Raw genomic sequence first — 3,973 nt, forward strand, 5'->3', positions numbered from 1 at the left:
GCGGTCTCCTCGATCTGCTTGACCTCGATCAGTGACTTGTTGCCCTGGGAGTAGGCCCCCATCGCCTCGAACACCGAGACGATATCGGTGTGCCCGGCGCCGGGCTGAATGGTGCCGCCATAGACGAAGATGCTGGGACGATCGAGGCGCGCCAGCCCGATCATGCAGCCGGGCATGTTCTTGTCGCAACCGCCGATGGCGACCACCCCGTCGAAGCCTTCGCAGCCGGAGACGGCTTCGATGGAGTCGGCGATGATCTCCCGCGAGGCCATCGAGTACTTCATGCCCTCGGTGCCGTTGGCGATGCCATCGGAGATGGTGATGGTGTTGAAGATCACGCCCTTGCCGCCGGCGGCGTCGGCGCCGTCACTGGCCGCTTCCGCCAGCACGTTGATATGACTGTTGCACGGCGTCACCCGGCTCCAGGTCGAGGCGATCCCCACCTGGGGCTTCTTGAAGTCCTCGTCGGTGAAACCGACGGCGCGCAACATGGCGCGACTGGCGGCCTTGCCGGGGCCGTCGACCACGTTGGCGGAGTGGCGGCGACGGGGGTCGGTATTTTCCGGGTAATCCTGACTCATCAAGCGCTCCTGTTTTCGTCTGTTCGCCTCGAGGACGGTTCGGCTGCCTCGTCGGGCAAAGGTTGAGCGACACATGCCGGCTGAAGTGATGCAGCGAGAGATGACGGTCGGCGTGCATCGAGGTGTCACGGTCACATGACAATGCTCGGACGCGATGGCTCTTGTGAAGCGGCTCTCATGAAGCGAATCGGACGCGCCCGATACAGAAAGGGTGGCCCCATTGTAACGGCACCGAGCGCGCGCGGACATCCGACGATGGCGGAAATCGCGCGTCTCTCGGGAGCGGCCATCCATGCAATACTGGCGGGCGTTGAATTTTCGCCTTCACCGGACCCCAAACGAGCCCGCCATGTTCGACTTCAAGGAAATCGAAGCCTTCGTCTGGATCGTACGACTGGGATCGTTCCGTCTTGCGGCGCGCCATCTGCACCTGACCCAGCCTTCTGTGTCCGATCGTATCGCGCGACTCGAGGCGATCGTCGGAGAACCCTTGCTGGAGAGAACCCAGCGCCCGATAAAGCCCACGCCGAAGGGCCGCCAGTTTCACCGTCATGCGCTGCGACTGATGGAAGCTCGCGAGGAAGCCATGACCATGCTGGAACTGGCAACACCGTTTCAGGGCACGCTGCGCCTGGGGGTCGTCGAATCGATCGCTCATAGTTGGCTTCCCCGTTTTCTGGCCGAACTATCGCGCCGCTTTCCGGAGATGACGTTGGAGCTGGAGGTGGATAGCTCGCCAGGTCTGGCCGCCAAGTTGCACAACCGCGATGTCGACATGGCGTTCCTGATGGGGCCTGTCAACGTTCAGGAAGTGTTCAACCGCTTCCTCTGCCACTACACCATGGGCCTGATCGCGAGTCCGCACCTCGGCCTCGATCCCGCGGATTTCTCGCTGCACCGTTTGCGCGGCCTACCGCTGATCACCTTCGCCCGCGACAGCCGGCCCTATCGCGAACTCGGCTCGCTGCTTCATCAGCACAAACTCGAACACCTCAAGCTGCACTGCTCGAGTTCGCTGTGGACGATCGTCAGAATGACGCTGGATGGCCTGGGCCTGGGCGCCATCCCTCCACGCCTGGTCCAGGAGGAGCTGGCCGAGGGCAAGCTGATCGAATTGCCCATCGAACTGCCCGAGCTCGAGTTCACCGCTTCCTGGCCTCAGCATCTGGATAAATCGCTGGCCGAAGGCGTCACGGAGCTGGCAATCGAGATCGCACGACTCGACCAGCAGCAGTCGCTTTCGGGCGTCAAACCCGGCACATAAAAGATTCCACCTATCTAAAATCATAAAAAAAATCGATTTGCCTTATCGGCGACCACTTTCTATTGTCGAAGACATAATCACAACCGAGTCATCGACATGACCGCCGAAGCCTTGACCGACCTGTCAAGACCACTCGATGCTCGCCTGGCCATTCGCCACGGTCACTGGCAGCGCCATACCAGCGGGCTTGCACCGGGCTATGCCCAGGCCAATTTGGTCATCCTCCCCGCCCGCTACGCCGAAGACTTCCTCCGTTTCTGTCAGCGCAATCCCCGTGCCTGCCCGCTGCTCGATGTCACCGATCCCGGCGATCCGCATCCGCGCACGCTGGGCGCCGATATCGATCTGCGCCATGACGTGCCGCGTTATCGTGTCTATCGGGATGGAATCCCGAGCGGGGAGCCCACGGATATCGCCGATCTTTGGCAAGACGATTTCGTCACCTTCTCGATCGGCTGTTCATTCTCGTTCGAGGACGCCTTGATCGCCGACGGGCTCGAGGTGCGCCATATCCAGCTCGATCGCAATGTTCCGATGTACCGCACTCAGGTTCCTCTCGAACCCGGCGGTCCGTTCGGCGGCAATCTGGTCGTGTCGATGCGTCCGTTCAGACCGGCCGAGGCCATCCGCGCTATCCAGATCACTACCGACATGCCACGAGTTCATGGCGCGCCGGTCCATATCGGCCTGCCGGCATCGCTGGGAATCGCCGATCTTGCCCATCCGGATTTCGGCGACGCACCGGTCGTCTACGACAACGAGCTGCCGGTTTTCTGGGCCTGTGGCGTCACCCCCCAGGCGGCCATCGAAGCGGCTGGATTGCCGCTGGTGATAACGCATAGCCCGGGGCACATGCTGATCACCGATATTCCCAACCCCCGGTTGAAGTACGGATAGACCGAGCCAGCCGGCACACCCCAGCCACCGCCGATACTCAGGTGGAGGTTCGAAGACAGTGCCGATTTTTCGACAACGTTAAAGACAACGCTAAAAAGAGGCTGAACCTCATGATCCCCAACGCTAACTCCCGCGCCAGCTGGCGCAAGCCGGTTGCCGCCTTCGCCGCAACCGCGCTTTCCGCTACCGTCCTGTGCACTCCCGCCGTGGCGGAAACCTCGCTCAATGTCGTCGGTAGCTGGAATAGTCTCGAGCTGCATCAGAAATTCGAAAAGCCGTTCTGGAGCAAGACGTTGCCTCAGGCCAGCGGTGGCGATATCACCACCCAGGTCACCAGCTTCGATCAGATGGGGGTCGCCAGTAGCGATGTATTCCGCTACCTGGGCGACGGGCTGTTCGATGTCGGCATGGCATCCGCTGACTACACCGTCAGCGACGCGCCGGAGCTCGAGGGTCTCGACCTGCCGATGATGACGACCGACACCAACAAGGCCCGGGCCGTGGCGGATGCGTTCCGTCCGATTGCCGAAAAAGCCATGACCGAACGCTTCAACAGCCACGTACTGGCGATCGTCCCCTACCCCGCCCAGGTGCTGTTCTGCAACACGCCGATCTCGGGTCTTTCCGATCTGGCGGGCAAGAAGGTACGCGGCAGCGGTCGTTCCACCGGCGAGTTCCTCGAAGCGCTGGGCGCGCAGAGTCTGAATATCGCCTTCAACGAGGTTCCGGGATCGCTCGAGCGGGGTGTGATCGACTGCGCCGTGACCGGCTCGATGTCGGGCTACAGCGCCGGATGGTACGACGTTTCGAGCCATATGCTGCCGTTGCCCCTCGGTGGTTGGGACTATGTGATTACCGCCATCAATCAGGACAAGTGGCGCAGCCTCAACGCGGATGAACAGCAGTTGATCCAGGATCAGGTCGACAAGCATTTCACCGCTCCGGTGTGGACGAACGCCAAGACCGAAACCCAGCGCGGTATTGCCTGCCTGACGGGGCAAGGCGAGTGTGCTGCCGGCAAACCGGCCAGCATGACGCTGGTCAAGCCGACCCAGGCCGATATCGCGCGAGCCAGAGAGGCGCTTCAGGACGTCGTACTTCCCGCGTGGGCAGGTCGTGTCGATGCCGACACGCTCAAGCAGTGGAATGGCAGCGTCGGCAAGATCGTCGACCTTCAGGCCAAGGCACCCTGACAACCGCTCTCCGGCGGTCCGGCCTCTCGGGCCGGCCC

The 3,973-nt window shown here is 62.0% G+C and carries 4 protein-coding genes; 3 read left to right on the plus strand and 1 reads right to left on the minus strand.

Annotation, left to right across the window (positions count from 1 at the left end; translation table 11 throughout):
* A partial coding sequence (locus Q0602_RS17660; protein WP_298845996.1) for a dihydroxy-acid dehydratase occupies window positions 1-581 on the minus strand: 581 nt, incomplete at its 3' end.
* A 349-nt stretch (window positions 582-930) separates the two neighbouring features.
* On the opposite strand from Q0602_RS17660, the gene Q0602_RS17665 reads away from it, so the two are divergent.
* The 3 genes from Q0602_RS17665 to Q0602_RS17675 all read left to right on the plus strand — a co-directional run bounded on the left by Q0602_RS17665 (window position 931) and on the right by Q0602_RS17675 (window position 3,935).
* Window positions 931-1,845 (plus strand): LysR family transcriptional regulator, encoded by a 915-nt coding sequence (locus Q0602_RS17665; protein ID WP_298845999.1) that lies wholly within the window; start codon window positions 931-933, stop codon window positions 1,843-1,845.
* Between the two features lie 96 nt (window positions 1,846-1,941).
* Window positions 1,942-2,742 (plus strand): putative hydro-lyase, encoded by an 801-nt coding sequence (locus Q0602_RS17670; protein WP_298846002.1) that lies wholly within the window; start codon window positions 1,942-1,944, stop codon window positions 2,740-2,742.
* Window positions 2,743-2,852: 110 nt separating this feature from the next.
* Entirely contained in the window at window positions 2,853-3,935 is a 1,083-nt protein-coding gene (locus Q0602_RS17675) for a TRAP transporter substrate-binding protein (RefSeq protein WP_298846005.1), read from the plus strand.
* Window positions 3,936-3,973 lie beyond the last annotated feature (38 nt).

The sequence above is a fragment of the uncultured Salinicola sp. genome, assembly GCF_937921195.1.
GTDB lineage: Bacteria > Pseudomonadota > Gammaproteobacteria > Pseudomonadales > Halomonadaceae > Salinicola.